This window comes from Curtobacterium sp. MCSS17_015, assembly GCF_003234265.2.
Taxonomy (GTDB): Bacteria; Actinomycetota; Actinomycetes; order Actinomycetales; family Microbacteriaceae; genus Curtobacterium.
Map to the genome: position 1 here is coordinate 548,944 of NZ_CP126256.1, position 20,763 is coordinate 569,706.

At 70.6% G+C, this 20,763-nt stretch carries 14 protein-coding genes; 8 read left to right on the forward strand and 6 right to left on the reverse strand.

Annotated elements, in window-relative coordinates; genetic code table 11:
* Positions 1 to 86: 86 nt before the first annotated feature.
* Complete coding sequence (locus tag DEJ18_RS02620) at positions 87 to 3,698, forward strand: SdrD B-like domain-containing protein (protein WP_146241460.1); 3,612 nt, start codon at positions 87 to 89, stop codon at positions 3,696 to 3,698.
* 53 nt (positions 3,699 to 3,751) lie between these two features.
* On the opposite strand, the gene DEJ18_RS02625 is transcribed toward DEJ18_RS02620, so the two are convergent.
* Positions 3,752 to 4,117 (reverse strand): hypothetical protein, encoded by a 366-nt coding sequence (locus DEJ18_RS02625; RefSeq protein ID WP_146241461.1) that lies wholly within the window; start codon positions 4,115 to 4,117, stop codon positions 3,752 to 3,754.
* Positions 4,118 to 4,290: 173 nt separating this feature from the next.
* Between DEJ18_RS02625 and DEJ18_RS02630 the strand changes: the two genes are divergently transcribed.
* The gene (locus DEJ18_RS02630; protein ID WP_111209442.1) at positions 4,291 to 5,676 is read left to right on the forward strand and encodes a sensor histidine kinase; all 1,386 of its coding nucleotides are present in this window, start codon (positions 4,291 to 4,293) and stop codon (positions 5,674 to 5,676) included.
* Positions 5,673 to 6,362 carry a response regulator gene (locus DEJ18_RS02635; protein WP_111209443.1) on the forward strand — a complete coding sequence of 230 codons (690 nt, stop codon included), beginning with the start codon at positions 5,673 to 5,675 and terminating at the stop codon, positions 6,360 to 6,362. Before DEJ18_RS02630 ends, DEJ18_RS02635 begins: the two co-directional genes overlap by 4 nt.
* A gap of 172 nt (positions 6,363 to 6,534) precedes the next feature.
* Here DEJ18_RS02635 and DEJ18_RS02640 read toward each other — a convergent pair whose 3' ends face one another.
* Together DEJ18_RS02640 and DEJ18_RS02645 are read right to left on the reverse strand one after the other, a co-directional pair.
* A complete protein-coding gene (locus tag DEJ18_RS02640; protein WP_111209444.1) occupies positions 6,535 to 7,827 on the reverse strand; it encodes a PP2C family protein-serine/threonine phosphatase in 1,293 nt (430 codons plus the stop codon).
* A 147-nt stretch (positions 7,828 to 7,974) separates the two neighbouring features.
* Positions 7,975 to 11,856, reverse strand: a complete 3,882-nt coding sequence (locus tag DEJ18_RS02645; RefSeq protein WP_220034281.1) for a TIM-barrel domain-containing protein — start codon at positions 11,854 to 11,856, stop codon at positions 7,975 to 7,977.
* A gap of 327 nt (positions 11,857 to 12,183) precedes the next feature.
* Here DEJ18_RS02645 and DEJ18_RS02650 point away from each other — a divergent pair, with 327 nt between their 5' ends.
* The gene (locus DEJ18_RS02650) at positions 12,184 to 13,206 is read left to right on the forward strand and encodes a hypothetical protein (protein WP_111209445.1); all 1,023 of its coding nucleotides are present in this window, start codon (positions 12,184 to 12,186) and stop codon (positions 13,204 to 13,206) included.
* Between the two features lie 25 nt (positions 13,207 to 13,231).
* Here the strand turns inward: DEJ18_RS02650 and DEJ18_RS02655 are convergent, their stop codons facing one another.
* A complete protein-coding gene (locus DEJ18_RS02655; protein ID WP_111209446.1) occupies positions 13,232 to 13,954 on the reverse strand; it encodes a CPBP family intramembrane glutamic endopeptidase in 723 nt (240 codons plus the stop codon).
* Positions 13,955 to 14,111: 157 nt separating this feature from the next.
* Between DEJ18_RS02655 and DEJ18_RS02660 the strand changes: the two genes are divergently transcribed.
* The 4 genes from DEJ18_RS02660 (at position 14,112) to DEJ18_RS02675 (ending at position 19,265) form a co-directional block, all read left to right on the forward strand.
* Positions 14,112 to 15,557 carry a tyrosine-protein kinase domain-containing protein gene (locus DEJ18_RS02660; protein ID WP_111209447.1) on the forward strand — a complete coding sequence of 482 codons (1,446 nt, stop codon included), beginning with the start codon at positions 14,112 to 14,114 and terminating at the stop codon, positions 15,555 to 15,557.
* A gap of 55 nt (positions 15,558 to 15,612) precedes the next feature.
* Positions 15,613 to 16,509, forward strand: coding sequence for a beta propeller repeat protein (locus tag DEJ18_RS02665; RefSeq protein WP_111209448.1), 897 nt, complete (start codon positions 15,613 to 15,615; stop codon positions 16,507 to 16,509).
* Between the two features lie 13 nt (positions 16,510 to 16,522).
* Positions 16,523 to 17,989 (forward strand): sugar transferase, encoded by a 1,467-nt coding sequence (locus DEJ18_RS02670; RefSeq protein WP_111209707.1) that lies wholly within the window; start codon positions 16,523 to 16,525, stop codon positions 17,987 to 17,989.
* Positions 17,990 to 18,155: 166 nt separating this feature from the next.
* Positions 18,156 to 19,265 carry an O-antigen ligase family protein gene (locus DEJ18_RS02675; RefSeq protein ID WP_111209449.1) on the forward strand — a complete coding sequence of 370 codons (1,110 nt, stop codon included), beginning with the start codon at positions 18,156 to 18,158 and terminating at the stop codon, positions 19,263 to 19,265.
* Positions 19,266 to 19,377: 112 nt separating this feature from the next.
* Here DEJ18_RS02675 and DEJ18_RS02680 read toward each other — a convergent pair whose 3' ends face one another.
* Positions 19,378 to 19,839: an LbetaH domain-containing protein gene (locus DEJ18_RS02680; protein ID WP_111209450.1), complete on the reverse strand. Its 462-nt coding sequence runs from the start codon at positions 19,837 to 19,839 to the stop codon at positions 19,378 to 19,380.
* 125 nt (positions 19,840 to 19,964) lie between these two features.
* Complete coding sequence (locus DEJ18_RS02685) at positions 19,965 to 20,678, reverse strand: IspD/TarI family cytidylyltransferase (RefSeq protein ID WP_181434102.1); 714 nt, start codon at positions 20,676 to 20,678, stop codon at positions 19,965 to 19,967.
* Positions 20,679 to 20,763: the final 85 nt, after the last annotated feature.

A 20,763-nucleotide genomic window follows, 5' to 3' on the forward strand; every position in this document is an offset into this window, starting at 1 on the left:
CCGAGGACGCTGGTCATGTTTGATGTGTGACGTACGGATGACCGCCTCCGGGCACCTGCGGGTGCCCGTCCTGAACTGGAGTCCCCTTGCGACCACGCATTCCCTCCCGCGTCGCGGTCACGGTGGTGACCGCCGCGAGCCTCGTCCTGACCGCGGCGACACCGACCTGGGCAGTCGCGGGGCGACCGTCCGTCATCGACGCTGCTGGGAGGTCCGCACCGGCGGCACCGACGGAGTCGCCGGCACCGTCGGAACCGCAGGCATCGCCGAAGCCGACGGCACGGACCCAGCCGTCCGCACCAGCCGCATCGACCGCGCCGACCCCGTCCCCGGCGACGTCGACCGACGCCGAGGTCGCGATGGCGATCGAGGTCGCGAAGGACGGCAACGGTCCGTTCACCCCCGATGACCAGCCGGGCGGCGACAGCGGCGCCGAGAACGGCATCGTCCGCACGCTCGACGCGATCACGTACCGCGTCAGCATGAACTCCACCGGCGGAGCCAGCTCGCACGAGCGCTTCACCCTCACCGCGCCGGCCGGCACCAGCTGGGCCGCCGTGCCCTCGCGCTGCACCGGCAGCGGGTCACGGATCGACGGCCAGGAGCTGGTCTGCGACCTCGGCTCCGTCCCCGAAGGCCGAGCGGTCGCGGTGCCGGCGGTGCTCGACGTCTCCGCGGACCTCCGGCACGGGGACGAGATCGCGGTCAGCGCGACCGGGACCGCGGACGACGCCGACAACGGGACCGTCACGGCCACCTCGCCCACCACGACGGTCTCCGCCGTGGCCCGGTACAACCTGGCGAAGGACATCCAGGCGTCGTCCCTCCGGACGGACGTCACCGGTCCGGGCGGACAGCGCGGGATCCAGCTCGTCTACCCGATCGCGGTCGACTGGCAACCGGTCGTCCCGGGTCAGGGTCTGCTCGGCTTCGAGGGGGCCGGCGGCCCGATGACCTTCACCGACGACGTCTCCGAGCTCCTCGGCGACCTGCCGTCCGGCGCCCGGCTCTGGAACGGCGACGAACCCGTGTGCGGTCCGAACGCGCGCGGTGCCTCCGGTTTCGCGGGGCTGCCGGGCGGCGCGGGTGGTGGTGCCCGGGCCGTCGCGGACTCGGGCACGATCAGCTGTACGCAGAGCCGCCCGGGGGAGGACGTCGACGTCACGATCACGGGGACGGTGACCGACCCCACACGGATGCCGACGGAGAACCAGTACGGCGGCCCCATCGCCGGTGGCAAGGTCGGCCTCGTCGTCGCCGGGTACATCAGCTTCTGGCTGCCCGAGCCGTCGAGCGGGACGAACGTCCTGTCCCGCAACACCTTCACCCCGCTGCAGACCACGTCGGTCAGCGGAGCCCCGAACTTCGCGGGCGAGACCGAACCGACGGCGGACAACGTGTCCGAGCGCAACCTCGTCGAGTTCGACCCGGGCAGTGGCGGGAAGCGGCTCTACCGGGTGGTCGGCGACGCCCACGAGGTCCGGCCCGGATCCGCGCGCGAGGGTGACCCGTGGGCGACCGCGGGGGCCCGGCTCCGGAGCGAGGTCACCATGCGCAACGGCGGGCTCTCGCCGTACCAGGACGCGGTCCTCTGCGACACGTTCGACCGTGCCACCCAGCGCCTCACCCGGCTCGGGAGTCCGGCCCGGGCCGCGCAGGTCGCCGGTCTCTCGGACGCGCACGTGCAGTACGCCGCGTACGACATGACGTCCGCCGCCGAGGGGCAGCAGCGCACGTGCGACGACGAGGACGGACCTTGGTACGACGCTCCGGAGGACGTGCCGGGCGGCATCGCCGCGGTCGGCGCAGTCCGGGCCGTCGGTGACCTGGCCGGTGGGCGCCAGGCGGCGCTGTACTCGTGGGTCACCGTCCTCGACGCACCGGACGGGACCCGAGCCCTCGACTTCGGGCACCTCTCCTCGGGCACGCAGCACCCCGGGTGGGTCCACGACAGCGCCGACCCGTCGCTCGGCGTCGGCGGCCTGACGGACAGCGTCATCATCACCGAGAACCTCGCGCGGATCGCGAAGAAGACCGTCGACCCCGGCCACGACGCTGCCGACACCCCGGACCGGACAACTTCCGCCGTCGCGGGCGACACCCTCGAGTACGCCCTCTACCCGACGCTGACCAACGGGAACGCGAAGGGACGTCCGACGACGGTCACCGTCCGTGACACCCTGCCGCTGGACACCACCTACGTCCCCGACAGTGCGTCGACGACCCCGGCGGTCGACACCGTGCAGGACGCGCAGGGGCAGCGGCACCAGCGGCTCACCTGGACGATGCACGACGTCCGACCGAACTCGTCCATCCCGCCGATCACCTACCGGGCCACGATCTCGACCGCGGCGCCCGCCGGTCCGATCGACAACGTGGCCGAGGTCGCTTCCCCCACCGATGCATCGCCCGCCGAGTACCGCCGGGCGCAGCGCGCGGTGCAGGTCACCACCACGGGCGGGGTCGGTGTGGAGGAACACGCCGTCGAACCGGTCGTGGTCGCCGGCGACCGGCTGGAGTGGGACCTCGTCTACACGAACACCGACCCCGACCCGTTCCACGGCTCCGACCTCATCGACGTCCTGCCGGACGGGACCGTCGCGCAGGACGGGTCCTTCCACGGTCGGACAGTGCTCGCCGAGCCCGTGGCGGCCGATGCTGATGCCGGGGAGCAGGTGCGCTACACGGCCGCTGCGCCCGCTGCCGTCTCGCTCGTGGGCGCGGACCCGTCGAACCGGCCCGGTGGCTCGACCACGTGGTGCTCGGAACAGGAGTTCGGCGCAGACGGGTGTCCTGCGGCACTCCGGGACGTGACGGCGATCCGGATCACCCGGACGGCCCCGGTCGCCGTCGGCGCCTCCGTCACCCACCGGTTGGCGCTCGTGACCGAGGGTGAGCAGGACGGCGACACGTACGCGAACCGGTTCGGTCTGAGCGTGGCGGACATCTCCCTCCCCGTGCAGTCCAACCGCGCCACGATCCGGGTGGCGGCCGGCACGATCGGCGACCGGATCTGGTCCGACGTCGACCGCGACGGTCTCCAGGACGCGGACGAGCCCGGCATCGGGGCGGTCGAGGTGCGGATCGCGGGGACGGATGACACCGGTGGCGCCGTGGAGCGACGCACGACGAGCGACGCCGACGGCGGGTACCGGTTCGGCGGCCTCAGGCCCGGTGTGTACGTCGTCACCTTCGACGCGCCTGACGACCGACGCTTCACGCGGCAGCACGTCGGCGATGACGATGCCGTCGACTCGGACGCGGCCGAGGACGGCTCCACCGAGACCATCACGCTCCGCCGACTGACGACGCCCGAGGGTGTCCTCGACGGGGTGGATCGCACCACCTCCGTCGACGCCGGCCTGCTGCCGGCGGAGGACTCGGTCGGCCCCGGCGACGGTGGACCGGGGGATGGTGGAGCGGGTGACGGCGGAGCGGGTGACGGCGGATCGGGCACACCTGGCGGCGACGGCACGCCCGACGGCTCGGGCAGTGGGAGCGGCCGCCCGGCGGAGCAGTCGTCCGGCTCATCTGCGGCGGTCCCGGGGCCAGCACATGTCACGGGCACTGCGCGTCGGGGCGACCTCGCCTTCACGGGCGTGGCAGGCCTCCCGATCGCACTCGGTGCCGCGCTGCTGCTCCTCGCGCTCGGCAGTGCGATCGTCCTCGGACGCCGGAGCCGCGCCCGGCGCCGGTGAGGAGACGGGAGGCGCGGAACCGAACCGATCCGCGCCTCCCGCCCGTCATCCGGTCACCCGCGAGCGCGCTCGATCTCGCTGCGGTAGCCGGTGAGCTGCGCGACGAGCCCGGCACCGTCCCCCGTTCCGCGGAGGTCCCCGATGAGCCGGTCGACGCGCATGAACACCGCTCGCTGGTCGGTGTGCGAGAGCTCGCGGAAGCGGTCGGCGTCCGGCAGCTGCCCCTGCCACCCGTCCTCGTCCTCGTCAGCAGTCGCCGCCGTCGTCTGCACGACCGTGGACGTCCCGCTCGTCCGGACGGAGCCGCCCTCCGTCCCGGACGCGTCCGGGCTGGCGACGGTCGCCGCGGCGACGCCGGTGGCGGCGATGGCGGCGACGAGGGCCAGCGTGGCCAGGGTGGCTGCGGTCTTCTTCTGCATCAGGTGCTCCGTCCGGTCGGCCGCCGAGTGCGGCAGCACCAGCCTGCGGCGAGGCGGACGGTGACCGCATCGGCAGATCGGCTGGGCCTCCCGGCCGTCCGACTGATCGACCCGGTCACGACTCCGACCTTCGGAGGAGGCGCGACGCGGGCAGCGGCGGCTAGCCTCTCGCCATGCGCCCTCTGCCGATCCCGCCGTGGGTGCGGTCCGCGCTCGCGGGGGTGGCGTTCCTCGCGGTCGCCCTCATCGCGATGGAGGGGCTGCACCGGGCCGGGTGGTACCCGACCCGGCTCGACGACTACCGGCTGACCGCGCTGCTCGTCGCGGTGTGCATCGCCGTGGGGCAGCGCCTGCCGTACCCGCTGCTCGCGGTGGTCGGAGTCGTCGTCGCGTGGCCGTCGTGGACCTTCGACGTCCTCCAGGTCCGACTCATCCCGCTCGTCATCGCCGTCTACCTGGCATGTGCCGCCGGCCGCCGGGTGCTCGCGGTGCTCGCCGTCGCAGCGGTCCCGACCGCGCTCGCGATGTTCCTGCCGCTGGCCTTCGTCCCCGTCCAGGACTGGATTCCCGTGCTCGGGGACTGGCGGGTCTGGTCGAGCAACGCGGACTGGTCGACCGTCGTCCTGATGGGGATCCTGCTCGTCGCGTGCTCCTTCCTCGGCCGCGCGACCGCACGACGCCGGCGGTCCGAGCTCGTGCTGCAGCGCCGGAACGAGGAGCTCGTGCGCCTGCGGGAAGCCGACCAGGCCCGGATCGCGTCGGAGGAGCGGACCGCGGTCGCCCGCGAGGTGCACGACGTCGTCGCCCACCACATGGCCGCCATCGTCGTCCGGTCCCAGGCCCTCGTGCGCGTCGGGGTCGCCGACCAGGCCGAGTTCGCGGAGTACGCCTCATGGGTCGCGGGCACGGGGCAGCAGGCGTTGTCCGAGATGCGGAAGGTGGTCCGGGTCCTCCGTGCCGGTGGGGACGGCGGCACGACCGACGCACCGCTGTCGCTGCGGGCAGCGATCGAGGACGCCGCCGAGCGCGTGCGGGCGACCGGCGTCCGGGTCGATGTCGACCTCCGCGTGCCGGGACGTCTGGGCGTCATGCAGGACTTCGCCGTGCTCCGGGTCTGCCAAGAGGCACTGACGAACACGCTCGTGCACTCCGACGGCTCCTCGGTGCGGATCACCCTCGCAGCGTCAGAGGACCGCATCCGCCTCGAGGTCCTGGACGACGGCGGGACCGACGGCAGCCCGAGGGTGCCGGCGCTCGCCGCGGGTGGGGCCGGCATCCGGGGCATGCGCGAGCGCGCCGCGTCGATCGGCGGGGTGCTCGACGCCGGTCCGGTCGACGGCGGCGGGTGGCGGGTCACCCTGGAGGCCCCGCGCGAGGTCCGAGGGGCGGACGCGGCTCCGGCTGTGGGCACGCCCGCGACCGAGCCGACCTCGCCCCGGTCGTCCGTCGCGGCCCGGTCGACCACTCCGGCTCCGGCTGCGGCACGGGGCCAGGCATCCACCGTTCCCGCTGCCGCTGCCGCTGCCTCGCCCGCTGACCGCCAGGTGGTGGCCCCGTGATCCGCGTCGTGATCGTCGACGACCAGGCGGTCGTCCGGACCGGGCTCGGCATGATGGTCGACGCCGAGGTGGACCTGACCGTCGTCGGTCAGGCCCAGAACGGCGCCGAGGCGGTCACCGTGTGCGCTCAGCTCCGCCCGGACGTCGTGCTCATGGACGTCCGGATGCCGGTGCTCGACGGCATCGCCGCCACCCGCACGATCGTGTCCGAGGGGACCGCGGGTGCCGTCGTCATCCTCACCACCTTCGACGACGAGGAGTACCTGCTCGACGCCGTCCGTGCCGGGGCGCTCGGGTTCCTGCTCAAGGACGCCGGACCCGACCTCATCGCGGCCGGGGTCCGCGCCGCACTCACCGGGGACACCCTCATCGCGCCCTCGATGACCCGCGCGCTGCTCGAGAACCGGCTGCTCACGACCCCCGCCGCCGGAGGCCCCGCAGCGCCGGCCCCACCGACCGCGCACGCGTCGGCCCTCGCGACGCTGAGCGCCCGGGAGCGAGAGGTCCTCGGCGCCCTGGTCCGCGGTGCCAGCAACGCGCAGATCGCGAAGGACCTCTGGATCAGCGAGGCCACGGTGAAGACGCACATCAGCAGCGTCCTCGGCAAGGTCGGCGCGACCAGCCGCGTGCAGGCCGTCGTGTTCGCCTACGAGAGCGGTTTCGTCCGTCCTGACTGGTCCGCCTGATCCGGACGGGAGGCTCGTGGCGGGACCGCGCGGGGCCTCCCGTCCGGCACCGTCCGCGTCGGGTGACACCGCTCGCGCACGCGACCACGAACGGCGTCGCTGAGCGCGGAACGAGCCCGCCCGATCTGCGCGGACCAGGCCCGCCCGCCGCGGCCCGGACCAGGCCTGCTCGTCAGGCGGAGCGCGTCAGCGGCGCAGCCGCCACTTCGGTGGGTTCGGTGGCGATGGCCTCGCGGCGGATCGCGATGACGGTCACGTCGTCGTCGTGCGGCACGGCGGCGGCCCGCTCGGTGAGCGCTGCGACGATCGCCGCCGGCTCCCGCGTCGTGCCGGCCAGCTCGGCGACCGAGTCGACGGCGTCGTCGCGCCCGCCGAACAGGTCGAGGACGCCGTCGCTGAAGGAGATGAGCAGGTCGCCCGGCTCGAGGATGCCGGTGGTGGTCGCCCACTCGTCGCGGAGGCCCATCCCGAGCGGCAGGTCGACCGAGCGCAGGCGCTCCACGCCGCCGTCGGCGCGGAGGACGAAGCTCAGCCCGTGCCCGGCGTCCGCCCACTGCAGCGTGCCGTCGTCGTCGATCCGGGCGTGGAACAGCGTGGTGAAGGTGACGTCGGTGCCGGCGCCCTCGGCGGCGAGGCCGTCGGAGGCTCGGCGCAGGGCCTCGGACGCGTCGTCGACGGTGCGGGCACTCCGGATCGTGGCCCGGACGGCCGCGGCGATGAGGCCGGCGCCGACGCCCTTGCCCATCACGTCCCCCAGGCTGACGGCGATGCCGCCCCGGGTCCGGTACCAGTCGTAGAAGTCCCCGCCGACGCTCTTGGCCGGCAGGCAGGCCCCGGCGACGGTGACCGCGTGGCCCATGTGGTCGCTCGAGGTCGGCAGGAGCGAGCGTTGGACGGCGGCGGCCCGGCTGATCTCGGCGCGGACCTTGTCCTCGCGGGCCTGGGCGGAGATCACGGAGCGTCGGGCACGGCGGGACAGCTCGTGCACGATGACGGCGACGGTGCCGAACACGATCACGGTGATGCCGAGGCGGACGAGCTCGTTGGGACGCGGGGGGTTGCCCGGCAGGAGCGCGAACGGGGCGAGGATGACGAAGGTCACGCCGATGACCGAGTAGAGGATCGTGCGCCGACCCTCGAGGGACGCCCACCACACCACGGGGAGGACCACGAGAGACGTGAACACCGACGCTCCGGCACCCGTGCCGGTGCGGAACAGGGCGATGGACACGAAGTCGACGGCCAGCAGGATCGGCACCAGGGGGAGTGCCCGGGGGAAGCGCAGGGCGAACGCGGCGAGCAGTGTCGCGACCGCGGTGGCGACGAGGCTCGCGAGGAAGAGCTCGATGTGCGTGACCGCGAGCGACGGCAGCACCAGGCTGCACAGCGCACCGAGGGCCAGCAGGCCGCTGATCGGGGCCTGCCGGACGAGGGGGTTGTCGATGACGCTGGTTGGGCGAGGCATGCTCACGGCAGGCTACTGGTTCGGGCTGGGCCATGCCGGTGTGGCGTCCCGAAGAGGGGCCAGGACGACGACGGCGGGGCACCCGTTCCCGGGTACCCCGCCGTCGTCCGACCTCGGGCTCAGCGTCGCGCGCCCAGCCCGTCCGGCTCACTCCGCGCGGCGGCGCCGCATCCGCTGCGTGAGGAGCAGCCCGCCCGCGGCGAGGAGCACCACGGCGAGGATGCCGATCGGTACGACGTTCGCACCGGTCCAGGCGAGGGCACCGTCGCGGTCCGCACCGGAGCTTCCCGGCTGGTCGCCGACGGGCTGCGCACCGGAACCACCAGTACCGGAGCCGTCAGCACCGGAACCACCGGCACCAGGGCCACCGGCACCGGGGCCACCGGTCCCCGGGCCGCCGGCACCAGGACCGGTGCCGGGCGCGGGGGTCGGCGACGGCGACGCCGTCGGGGGAGCGGCCACCACGGTGAAGGCGGCGCGGGCGAGGACCACTCCGCCCACCGAGGCGGTCACTGCGACGCGACCGGCGGCGGCCGTCGCCGGCACGGCCAGCTCGGCCGTGAAGGACCCGTCGGCGGCCGTGCGCACGGTGACGTCGTCGCCCAGGTCGGGCGTCGTCGCCAGCGTGACCGTCGCGTCCGCCGGGAACCCGGTGCCGGTGACGGTCTGCGTGTCACCGGCGGTGACGCGCGGGTCCTCGACCTGGAGGCTCGGGACAGCGGCCGCGAGCGTCGAGTACCGCACGACGGTCCGGTCCGTCACCGAGCGCTCGGCGACCGGCACCGTGAGGGTGCGGCTGTCGGCGTCGTACGTCCACTCGGACGCGGCGACGGGGGCTCCGTCGACCGTGACCGTCTGCGGACGCTCGGCGTTCGTGAACGTCGCCGTCCAGGAGCGCTCGCGCACCTGACCGTCGAACGAGCCGTCGACGGGGGAGATGTCGAGCGTCCCGCCGTCCGCCTGCTGGGTGAACCGCATGGCGGTCGCGGCCGAGTTCCCGGCCGCACGGGCCGAGGCGCCGGCTGCGGCGGCGGGCTGGCCCTCGCCGGAGTCCTCGTGCAGGGCGAACGTGCCGTCCGCGCCGGCCGCGACGGTCACCGTGACCGCGTCGAGCGGTGCGGCGTCGTTCGCGACGTGGTGCGAGCGGGTCGGGACGATGCCGCCGCTCCGGACGAAGACCGGCATGGTGGTCAGGTCCGTCGTGACGTCGGCGGTGGTCCCGCCCTCGTACGTCTTCCCCGTGAACCAGTCCGTCCAGGTGTCACCGGCCGGGAACCACACCGAGGTGGTCGCGGTGCCGTCGTCGCCGTTCGCCGTGGTCACCGGGGCGACCAGGACGTCCTCGCCGTACAGGTACTCCTTGCCGGCCTGCGCGTAGGACTCCTGTGCCTCGGGGTACTGCAGGTAGAGCGGCTGCAGCATCGGGGTGCCCGTGCGCGAGGCGTCGGCGGCGAGGGTGTACGTCAGGGGGAGCAGGTCCTCGCGGAGGTTGAGGAACTGCTTCGCCGACGCGTTCGCCTCGGCCGGGTACTGCCAGGGCAGGCGGTCGCTGTGGTTGCTGTGCAGGCGGTCGATCGGCTGGAAGGCGCCGAACTGCACCCAGCGGGCGTACATGTCCGGCGGGAGCTGCGTCGTGCCGGGCTCGGCACCCTCGATGCCGTACTGGCCACCGTTGTGTCCGCCGATGTCGTGGCTGATCGCCGACAGGCCGGTGGCCGCCGACTCACCCGGCGTGTAGCCGACCTGCGCCGCGAGCTCCTGCCAGCTGGAGGTGGTGTCACCGGTGAAGTGCAGCGTGGTGCGCTTGTCCGCCCACGGCCCGGTGGGCACGGCCTGCGGGTTGCCGTAGCCGCCCGCGGTCAGCGAGCCGTACGCGCGGGAGAACGCCAGACCGCGGCCCTCGAGCTGCTCGTCCGTGTACTTCGCGTACTGCTGGTTGATGAACGAGTCCGGCGTGACGCCGTTGGCGGAGTACTTCGAGTTCTCGCTGCAGCACCAGTCGAGCCACCACATGTCGACGCCCTCGGGCTGCAGGGTGTCGTGGAGCTCGAAGTAGGCCTTGAGCTGGTCGGGGTCGGACCAGTCGAACAGGTAACGGTCGCCGTCGCCCTTGGTGAGCTTGCCCTTCGCGGTGGCCTGCGCCGTCGCGAACTCCGGGTCGCTGCCCGAGATCGACGGGTGGATGTTGAGCGTGTTGTGGATGCCCTGCTCGTGCCAGTCGGCGAGCAGGCTCGTCATGTCGGGGATACGGGCCGGGTCGACCGACCAGCCGTTCCACTTGCTGTCGCCCTGGTTCGTGGTGCTGCCGGTCTTGTAGTCGGTGTCGATCGCCATCACGTCGACGGGCACGCCCTCGTCCTGGAAGCGCTTCGCGATCGCGAGGTAGTCCTCCTGCGAGCGGTCGTAGTACTCCGAGTACCAGACGCCGTAGGCCCAGCGGGGCAGGAGCTTCGACGGCCCGGTCAGGGTCGCGAGGTCCTTGAGTGCCGTCGTGTACTCGGTGCCGTACCCGAACACGTAGCCGTCCTGGTAGCCCTCGCCGCCGTGGTCACCGCGGGGGGTGGTCTGCTCGGTGGCGGTGTCGTACAGCGCCGACGCGGTGTCGTCGAGGAGCGACCAGCCGTCCTGGTAGAGCAGGCCGGGGTTGGTCTTCACGGAGCCGTTCGCCGTGTCGAGGTCGCGTCGGTACCCGCCGAGCGGGGCGTGCGCGGTGAGCAGCGGTGACGACTGGTCGACGACCGCGATGGTGTCGATGTTCACGTTGCAGTTGTTCTCGACGGTCGGGCAGCCGAGCGTGACGTCGTTCGCTCCCGCTGCCAGGTGCACCGGGATCGTGGTGGTGTTCCAGTAGTCCCAGCCGCTGGTGGGGGCGAGGCTGCCGGTGGTGGCCTCCTGGCCGGCCGGGGCGACGGTGAGCTCCGGGGAGTTCGCCGTGCCGTTCGCGTACCGGACCTGCAGGGCGTAGTCGCCCGCCTTCGGCACGCCCGTCACGTGCGTGGTCAGCGCCGAGTCCGCGCCGCCCCACAGCCCGGAGGCGAAGCCGTCGCCCGAGAACCCGTTGTGGTCGGTGGCGACCTGCGCGTTGCCGGCGCGTCCGGCCTCCTCGGCCTCGCACACCGCGCCGAACGCGCAGTCCTCACCGTCGGAGGCTGCCGTCGGTGCCGGGTAGTCGGCACCGGACGGGACGATCGCCAGGCTGTCGATGTTGACGCGGCCCGAGTCGGCGGCGGTGCGCTCGATGCGCACGGTGTGGGTGCCGGCGGTCAGGTCGAGGGCCGCCGTGGTCTGCTTCCACTCGTCCCAGTTCGCGCCGGCCGGCAGGCGCAGCGTCACGGGCGCCGCGTCGTCGACGACGATGCTCAGGGTGCGGGTCTCGACCTTGCCGTCGCCGCCCTGCGAGTTCGCGTACCGCATGGCGAGGTCGTAGCTGCCGGCCTCGGCGACGGTGGTGCGGAACGTCATCGTGTTGCCGACGGACTCGAACCCGGCCGCGAAACCGCTGCCGGTGTACCCGCCGTGGTCCTTCGCCGGTGCCACGCCCTGCAGCGCGAGCGTCTCGGCCTCGCAGAGCGACCCGATCGTGCAGTCCGGCGTCTCGGCGGCCACCCACGGGGTGCCGGTGACGGCCTGGCCAGTGGACGACGTCAGCTCGACCTGGAGGTTGTCCTGGGTGAAGTCCCCGGACCCCTCGCGGTACTTGACCGTCATCTTCCCGGTGCTCAGCGTCAGCCAGCCGTCCGCCCGCGTCTGCGTGAACGGCGTCGCGGCGAAGTCGTCGCGACCGATGACGTTGAACGTGCCCTGGTCGATGAACTGGGCGTCACCGGCGTACTCGGTCCGGATCAGGGTGGGGGAGAGCACCTGGAAGCGGGCGTCTCCCGACACCACGGTGCGGGCGTCCGGCGCGGCGGCTGCCGGCAGGGCGGAGATGCCGAGGCCGCCGAGCGCGAGAGCGCCGACCAGAGCTCCGGCGAGGGACGACCCGAGTGCGCGTCGGCGCCTCCGGGTCGAGATGAGAGTGGGACGCAAAGGTGTGCTCCTCGTGGACGTCGTCGTCCGGTCGTTCGTCAGCGGGAGGCCGACAGCGATCTGGGTGAGGTCGTTGCGCGAGCACCCCCTGGCCGCCCGCGTTACAACGTGGGAAAGAGTAAAGCTCACAGGCGGTTCAGGGAAGTCCGACAGGAGACCGGAGGGTTCGCGGTCGCGCTCAGCGGACCGGACAGGAGGCCCGGATCACCGGATCAGGACGCCCTCGCGCTGGCGGCCGCGAGGGCGAGCGCGGGGACCGGGCCAGCGCGACGCGACGCGACGCGGGCCATGATGAGGAAGTTGAGCCGCCCGTTCGAAGGAGCACCATTGCGAGTCCTGATCTTCCTGCTGACGATCATCATCACGACGGCGCTGTCCCTGGGCGCCGGGCTGCTCGTCGGCTTCCAGCTCCGGGACGCATCCGAGGGTCTCCTGATCGCGGCGGCCACCACCTCGCCGTTCCTCGTGATGGGTCCGGTCATCATCGGGGCGCTCGCCGGCTCCTGGGACCACCGGTCGTCAACGGAGAGCCGTCGGTTCCTGGGCCGGTGGTTCTCCGGCGTGGTCGCGATCGACGCCGCCGCCGTGGTGATCGTGGTGCTCGCGGCGCTGTCGGCTCAGGCCCCGATCTGGGTGCCGGTCGTCCTGGCGATCGGCACGGCGGTGTTGCTCGCGAGCGCGCGGCCCCTCGGCGCGCTGTTCCGACGAACGGAGCGCCCGATCCCCGAGACGCCGGGATCGTCGATCGCGGACGCTGGGGTCGTCCGTCGCAAGGTCCGTCCGATCGCCGTCACGTTCGTCGTCGCGGCGATGGTCACGTCGATCGGGGCTGCGCTGCTCATCGCGCTCGGCGGCGACGACGGCTCGGAACTCGCGCAGACCGTCTTGCTCGCCGGGCAGCTGACCTTCACGGCGACGGCGATGGCGGCCGCCGTCGTGTCACTCCCGTACGGCCGCGCGCTCCGGGACACGGCCGGTCGTGACATCGGTCGGGTGCATCGCTTCGGGAAGGTCGTCCTCGGGGGCAAGCCCCTCCCGCTCGACGAGGCCGAGCAGCGCGGTGCTGTCGAGTACGCCCGTCTGGCTCCGCTCGCCCTGCAGTTCCAGCTCGTCTTCCTCGGTCTCCTGTACGTCGGGATCGCGTTCCAGTTCGTGTCGACGGCGATCCGCGGCGACCTCGGTGTGCTCCCGGCCGTCGTCCTCACCGCGATGGTCGTCGTCCTGCTCGTCACGGTGCCGTTGACCGTGCGCCGGATCCGTCGCGCACGGACCTACGCCCAGGAGCACCGCACCGAAGCCGATGCGCCGTCCGCGGTCGGGACATCCACGGAGCCCACGGCGTCACTCTGATCGAGCGTCGACGGCAGCGTGATGGTCAGCGCGGCCAGGTCGCGACGACCGCCACCGCGTTGAAGAGGACGTGCGCCAGGACCGCGCCACCGAGCCGGTTCGTCATGGCGACGAGCGTGCCGGTGAGGGACCCGAGCGCGAAGGTCGTCAGGAACACCCGGAAGCCGTCGAGCTGGGTCGTCCCGGCGCCGAGCAGGACGTGCAGCACGGCGAACAAGAACGCGGTCAGCAGCACGGCCATGAAGCGTGTGCGCGGGGTGAGCTCCTCGGCCATCCGGCGTTGGAACAGCCCGCGGAAGAAGACCTCCTCGAGGAACGGGCTGACCAGCACGATGCCGATCGCCGACACCACGAGCAGCGTGATGTCCGGCGTCCCGAGGGTGGGGACGGGCTCCAGGCCGGTCCTGCCGCCGAACGCGATCCCGAGGAACGCGTCGAACACGCGGACCAGAATGACGATGCCGATCGCGAAGATCGCGTCCCCGATCTCGAGCCGCAGGATCCGGCCACGGCCCGGGTTCGGCGACCGCCGCAGCACCCAGACGATCCCCGCCACCAGGGGCAGCCAGACGGCGAGGTCGGCCGCGAGCACCTGCAGGACGGGCGACGGGATGCCCCCGCTGCGGCTCACGCCGCCGACGACACGGGCCAGGATGACCGCCACCCCGAGGGCGACGAGCAGGATGACCAGGTCACGCTGGCGGCTGGTGTCGGGCTCGGCGTGCTTGACGTCGGACTCGGTGCTCATGGGGTCACCGTAGAGGACGCGACGACCGGAACACACGACACAGCCGAGCGTTGCTCGATCATGTGGCACTATTTGAATGCCGTACACCGGGACATCCCCGGTGCACCTGTGCTGGGACCACAGGAGAGCGGCGGAATCGTCGGGGAAGGCGGGCCGCGTGGAACTACGCGACTACATCACAGTGTTGCGCAAGGGGTGGGTCCTCATCCTGGTGTTGGCACTCGTCGGAGTGGCCGCGGCAGCGGGCTTCTCGTTGCTGAAGAAGCCGGTCTACTCGGCGTCCGCGCAGGTGTTCGTGTCGACGGAGACGTCGGGCAGCGCGAGTGACCTGGCGCAGGGCAACACCTTCACGCAGCAGCGTGTCCTGACGTACTCCAACCTGGTGTCCACGCCGATCGTGCTCCTGCCGGTCATCTCGAAGCTCCAGCTCGACATGAACGCCGACCAGCTCGCGACGATGGTGTCCGCGACCGCGCCGACGGACACGACTCTCATCTCGATCGCGGTGAATGACATCGACCCCGTGCGCGCAGCCGACATCGCGAACGCGGCCTCGCAGAGCCTCACCAACGTCGTCGAGAACATCGAGGCGACCGATGCGGACGGCACCAGCACCGTCAAGCTCACCCGCGTCAAGCAAGCCGACGTGCCGAGCGTCCCGGTGAGCCCGAACGTGCCGGTCAACGTGGCTTTGGGCCTGTTGGTCGGGCTCGCGCTCGGCGTCGGCATCGCCGTCCTCCGCGAGACCCTCGACAACCGGGTCCGCACCGAGCAGGACGTCGAGAAGATCAGCGACAAGCCCGTCGTCGGCGGCATCGCGTTCGACAGCAAGGCGTCCGAGCGTCCGCTCATCGTGCAGGTCGACCCGCGCAGCCCTCGGGCGGAGTCCTTCCGCACGCTCCGCACGAACCTGCAGTTCCTCGACCTCGGCACCGGCTCGCGCACCTTCGTGATGACGTCCTCCGTCCAGTCCGAGGGCAAGAGCACCACGGTCGCCAACCTGGCGATCGCGCTCGACAGCGCCGGGTTCCGCGTCATCCTCATCGACGCCGACCTGCGCCGTCCCCGCGTGGCCGAGTACATGGACGTCGACACGAACGCCGGGCTCACCGACGTCCTCATCGGCCGCGCCGAGCTCGAGGACGTCGCACAGCCCTGGGGCCGCGGCAACCTCGTCGTGCTCCCCGCCGGCCAGATCCCGCCGAACCCGTCGGAGCTCCTCGGATCGCGTGCCATGCAGGACCTCATCGAGCGACTCGAGGGCGAGTTCGACTACGTGCTGTTCGACGCCCCGCCGCTGCTGCCCGTCACCGACGCCGCGATCCTGTCGAAGAAGGCGTCCGGCGCGATCGTCGCCGTGGCGTCGGGCAAGACGCACAAGGGCCAGTTCGCCGCCGCCGTCTCGGCGCTCGAGAACGTCGGCGCACCGATCGCCGGGTACGTCATCACGATGATGCCGGTCCGCGGTCCGGGCGCCTACGGCTACGGCCGGTACGGCTACGGGTACGGCTACGGGCTCGAAGAGGACGCGAGCACGCCGAAGGTCAAGCCGCCCAAGCGCGGCGGGAAGAAGCTCGGCGCACTGAGCCGCGCCGAGCGCTGAGACGAGGTCGGGGGACATGGACACTCGCCGGGGAACCCGAAACCTCGGCTCGACGGTGACACGGTCGACCCTCGTCTGGGTCGCCGTCGTGGTCGTCGTGCTGGTGGTCATCGACATCGCGCTCGTCACGCTCGCGCTCGGTCGCACCGCGCCGAACGCCGGTGACCAGGCGGGCCCCATCCCCACCTTCTCCGCTCGTCCCGACGCCAGCACCAGTCCGACCCCCACTCCGTCTGCGGACGCGGCGGGCGACACGCGTCGCTTCCTGTCCGCGGTAGACGGCCAGGAGGCGTGGCGCGCCTCCGGTGGTGCGACGTGCGGCGGTGCCGCAACCACCCTCGAACACACCGTGGACGGTGGGGTGACGTGGGTGCCGGTCGCGCTCGGACCGGACGTGTCAACGGTGATGGCGATCCGGGCCTCGAGTACAGACCTGGCGATCCTGGCGGGCATCGGTGCGGAGTGCACCCCCACCGTCCGAACCAGCGCCGACGACGGCGCCACCTGGACGGACGGCACCCCCGGCGCAGCCGGTGCCGGCATCTCGACCGCCGGCGTCGTCACGTCCACCGGCGTCGTGGAGCCGCCCTGCACCGACCCGATCGAGGCGTACCAGGGGCAGCAGACCTCAGTCGTCATCTGTGACGAGCAGGTCGAGTGGCGGTCCGGCGCTGGCGCGTGGGTCGACGTATCGGTGGGTGGGGTCCGCGCGATGGCGGACAACGGCGACGAGTACCTGTTGGCCCGTGTCGGTGCCGAAGCGTGCGAGGGCGTCGAAATTGCCTCGATGACGGCGATCGGCGTGACGCCGGAGACCGGCACGCCTGCCGTCGGCTGCGATGCCGACGCGAGGACGACCGGCCCGATCAGCCTGGATCGCGTCGGGGAGAGCATCTGGCTCTGGGCCGGCGACTCCGTCTCCGTCTCGGTGGACGGCGGCGTCACATGGTGACCCGGTGGTGGACATGACGGCGGGCGTGCTGCGGGTCTCGGCTCCCATTGGCTCCACCGAAGAATGGAGCCGGTCCTACTCGCGCCGCGTCCTGGTCACCGACCTCCTGGCGCTCTTCTGGGTCGTCTTCGGCGTGCAGATCGCCTGGCTTGGGCTCGACTCGAACCTGGCGACGAACACCGCCGACCTGCGCCTCAGCTACACCGGGATCTCCATCGTCGTGATCGCCGTGTGGATGAGCGCCCTCGCGCTGTACGACACCCGCGGCCACCGGGTCATCGGCGTCGGCAGCACCGAGTACCGCCTGGTGGCGGACTCGAGCGTGCGAGTGTTCGGGGTCCTGGCGATCGCCGCCTACCTGCTGCACGTGGACCTGGCCCGCGGGTACATCCTCATCGCGTTCCCGGTCGGCATCCTCGTCCTGCTGCTGTCGCGGTGGATATGGCGCCAGTGGCTCGTCGCCGAGCGGAAGCGGGGGAACTACTCCGCCAAGGTCCTGCTGGTCGGTTCGACCAGCAGCGTCCTGCACCTGGCGCGTGAGCTCGGCCGGTCGCCGGAAGCCGGCTACCGCGTCGTGGGCGCGGCCGTCTCAGCGGGGACGCGAGGCGTCCTGCCCGGCTCGACCGTGCAGAGCTTCGGCGGGTTCGACGACCTGACCGAGGCCCTGGCCGAGACGGGTGCCGACACCGTCGTCATCACCAGCGCCGACGACCTGCCGCCTGAGCGTGTCCGGCAGCTCAGCTGGTCGCTCGAGCCCGGCCGGCAGCACCTGGTCGTCGCCCCGAGCCTGACCGACATCGGTGGCCCGCGCATCCACACCCGCCCGGTGCAGGGCCTGCCGCTGATCCACGTCGAGACGCCGACCTACTCGGGGCGAAAGCTCTACACGAAGCGGGCGTTCGACCTGCTCGGGTCCTCGGTGCTCATCCTCGTGCTGTCGCCGCTGCTGTTGGTCCTGGCCCTGTTGGTGAAGCTGACGTCGCCGGGGCCAGTCTTCTTCCGGCAGGAGCGCGTCGGCCTGAACGGCACCATGTTCCACATGATCAAGTTCCGGTCGATGGTCGTCGACGCCGAAGCTCGGCTCCAGGAACTCAGCGCTCTCGACCGCGCCGAGGGCAACTCCGTCCTGTTCAAGATGAAGAATGATCCTCGTGTGACTCGCGTCGGTGCCTACATGCGGCGCTACAGCTTGGACGAGGTGCCGCAGCTGTTCAATGTCTTCATCGGCAACATGTCCCTCGTCGGACCTCGTCCGCCGCTCTCTCGCGAGGTTGAGCGGTACGACGTGCACGTGCACCGGCGATTCCTGGTCAAGCCGGGCATGACGGGCCTGTGGCAAGTCAGCGGTCGGTCGGACCTTTCGTGGGAGGACTCGGTGCGGCTGGACCTCTACTACGTAGAGAACTGGTCTCTGGTCGGTGACTTGACCATCCTGTGGCGGACTGCGCGCGCTGTGATGCATTCGCAAGGGGCCTATTGATGAAGGGGACCTTGCTCAAGTGACGGGACAGGGCAGAACCATTTCACTAAATGACCCGCTAGCTGCGCATGCACTGTCGAGAGCGGATTCTCCTACTAGAGCTGTTCATTTCCTGACGGTAGCTGCTGCGCTCACATCAAGTTGGAGTGCTGTCCGCGTCGGCGGAGTGACCCTCGCTGATATCTGCCTCATCCTCGGCGCGCTGTCGGCACTGCTATCGGCCGGCTCCCGTGTCGCTTTGATCAAGGGATGGATGGTGCTTCCGGCCCTCTTGGCGTTGGTCCTCATGGCGCGTGACGTCATAATCTTTGGACGCCCGATCAACGGGACGATCGACACGATTGAGGGCATCAGTCCGTCGCAGATGTTATTGCGGATCGCGCTGTCTACAGTGTGTGTCGCAGTACTGTGCATCGCCAACACAACCCTGGGGCACCGGGGTCTCCAGCGGATTGTCGGTTGGTGGCTGCTCGGTATCGCAATTAGTGCTGCATACGCTCTTGGTCAGAGCGCCGGCATCCTCGCCGTGGGTGATTTGGTGCAACTGAATGGCTCGTCACGTTTCGCTGGACTCACAAGTCATCCGAACGCCCTGGCCCAGACTCTGGTGTTGGCACTCCCCTTCGCACTGCTCGTGCCGGCAAGGGCCCGATTCGGTTCTGTGTTGTCGCGGGTCCTGGGGCTCGTTTTGTGTGGCGTAGCCCTGTATCAATCAGGGTCACGCGCCGGTCTCCTGGTCGGCTTCGTGGCCGTCTTGCTCTGCGGATGCGTCGTAGCGATGCGTGCTCATGCCCTGAGATGGGTTCTCCCTCTCGTCCTGCTCGCGTCCGCGACCGCAACGATCTACGGCCCGGGACTCATCGCAGGAACGAGATTCGCGTCGGATTCCGGCTCAACCGCGAGCAACACCGCACGTGTACAGGCACTGAGCGAGGGATGGGAGGCGTTTCTTACTCACCCTTTGGCGGGAGCCGGATTGGGTGCTTGGGTCGGGGAGCTGGCGCCACTCGTTCTTCTTGTGTCCGGCGGGGCGGTGTTCTTGGCCATCTACACCGTTTTTGTCTTCAGACCGATCTCTGTGATGCTCCAGTACCGCTCGGAGTTCATGGTCACGGCTTGTGTGATCTCGGCCTCGCTGGTTCCGCTCCTCGGTCTCCTGAACAATGGGTTCACGGAACGGTATACATTCTGGCCGGCCCTGCTCGGGTACTCTCTGGCTCTCATTGCCGGTTCCCAGCGAAAGATGGCGACACAAGCTGCTGAATCACGTTCCTGACCGGGCGACTACTCTAGCTTCCAGAGGCGCCGATCAGGCCGAAGGGCGGGACATCCCTCAACGGGGCCCCGTGCTGCGGATCATCGTGCGACTGACTCGAGGTTGAACTCTTTCAGTGCGGCCTAGTGCCCGTCTTCCGGGCTGGCACTCCAGACCAGATTTCCCAGGGGCTGGTGCTCTTCGTCAGCACTGAATTGGCTCCGACAACAGTTCCCTCCGCGACGACCAAGGTGCCGCTCTTCGCGACCACGACCGCATTGGCGCCCAGGATTACGTTGTCCGCCAGGACGAATCCCTTGAAATCTGGATCGGGCTCTTGCCAGATGTCTGACCGCCCGACCGTGACGCCCTGGTGCAGCATCACGTTCCTGCCGATCCGCGTCAAACCGTGCACTACCACGCTTCCAGCATGCCGGAGGATGAGGCCGGTACCTGGGTCAAGGGTCTTCGCCGGGATGTCTATTCCGCGGAACTTCAGGGCCTGTCGAAGGATGGGCCCGACGATGCGCTTCTTCTGAGCGAGGATGGCCCACGCGTAGAACTTGTCGATCGGACCGGCAGGTGGGCGGAACATTCCCTCATGCTACTGGTCAACAGGCTCTCGGTCCGCGGGCGGGTGCGTGTTCCGCGAGGCGGAGCGCGACCAACTCACGTGTGGTGGAGGTTGCACACCGGGATGCAGGTGATTGTCGTCAGGCTCTATCGACCCCAGTTGAGGAGGAGCTGTCCCGCGATCATGTGGTCAACCGGCACGGTGATCTTGATGTTGTTCATATCCCCGTCGACGGTTGTGATTCGTGCAGAGGGGTCGGCGTTCTGCAAGAGTTCGAACACGGTTCCAAAGGTCTGTTGCTCTTCCGCGCTGCTCCGCGCGAAAGCCTCGCGGAGCGTCTTGAGCCAGAACCCCTGCGGGGACTGACCCCGGAGATGCGTAGACCGTCGCGTGAACTTGACGACCTTGTTGCCCCGGGTCTTCACGATGGGATCGATCGAATCGATGACCGGAATCACCGCGTCCGCATGCTCGAGTGCTTCCACGACGCGATTGATCAAGGAGTGATCAACGAGGGGCCGCACCCCGTCGTGCACCAACAAGCGCGCATCATCAGATTCGACGGAGGCGATCGCGTTGAGTACGGAGCCGTTGCGATGCTCGCCGGCGTCCACTATCTTCCAGGGCTTGCGTCGTACGGCATCGCTGACGACTTCTTCGATCTCTGCTCCCCACTCCGGATTCGCGGCGATCACGATTCGCTCGGTCTCGGGATGAGCATCGAATGCGCGCAGGGAATAGGAGAGCACCGTGTGTCCGGAGAGCCGTGCCAGCTGTTTCGGTTGAGCAGCTCCGAAGCGTGTCCCGACTCCGCCCGCCAGGACGACGCCGATCAGGGGACCTTGTTGCCCAAAGTTCACGAAGCGGTTCCTTCCCGGCCGACGAGGTGTTCGTGCCGCAGTGTAGTGGTAAATCTACACGGTGATGAGCCTTCTTCCGCGATCA